Source organism: Bacillus sp. mrc49, assembly GCF_002803435.1.
In genome coordinates this window covers 1-767 of record NZ_PHNG01000233.1, presented here as the reverse complement: position 1 = coordinate 767, position 767 = coordinate 1, and the positions used below count along the sequence as shown (strand labels likewise).

Annotated in this window: 1 protein-coding gene; it reads right to left on the bottom strand. The window is 46.7% G+C overall.

Going from position 1 to position 767, the window contains the following annotated elements:
* Window positions 1–767, bottom strand: a 767-nt coding sequence (locus CVN76_RS01695; protein ID WP_442857528.1) for a FecCD family ABC transporter permease, incomplete at both ends; no start/stop codon positions are given.

Below are 767 nucleotides of genomic sequence, written 5' to 3'. Positions count from 1 at the left end.
CAGCAGGACCGCAATCATTCCTATAAGCTTCACGATTCCGGTATTTTGCCCAAGTCCTTTTGCCACCTCTTCCCCTAAACTAAGAATGGAAATGGAGCGGGAAAGAACCAAAGCTACCAATATCCCCACCACTATAAATGGAAGCGTAAATAAAACATGCTGTGGCTGCACACTTGAAACCCCTCCGGCAAACCAATAGCTGATATCTTTTGAAATATTGAATTTGATCCCGACCGCAGTTGAAAGCGAGCTAAGCAAGGATGCTATCGCCGAGCCGGCGAGTGCGAGCTTGACAGGCGTTATGCCGCCCCTTGAATACGATGTGATTCCGAAAACCAATGCTGCGCCCAACCCTGCACCGGCAAAAGAGAACATCATTAAGCCCAGATACGTTATACCCGGCATGACCACAAGCGCAATCGCAATGAAAAACGATGATCCGGCGGTTACTCCCAGTATGGAAGGATCAGCCAATGGATTTCTCGTCATTCCCTGCATGATTGCCCCTGAGACTGCTAACGCAGCTCCTACACACACTGCAGCGATTGCCCGCGGAAATCTTAATTGGCGAATGATCGTATGAGCGGGATTGTCTTCATCAAATTGAAATAATGCATTATATACATCACGATAGCTCAAACCGGCGGCACCGAGATTGATTGAAGCAATAATCGAAACGAGTAAGCATGCAAGGCCCACTATCATGATGACCAAGCTGGTTACTCTATTTTTATATGTATTTAGCGGTACCTTGTCGATTTTTGTTT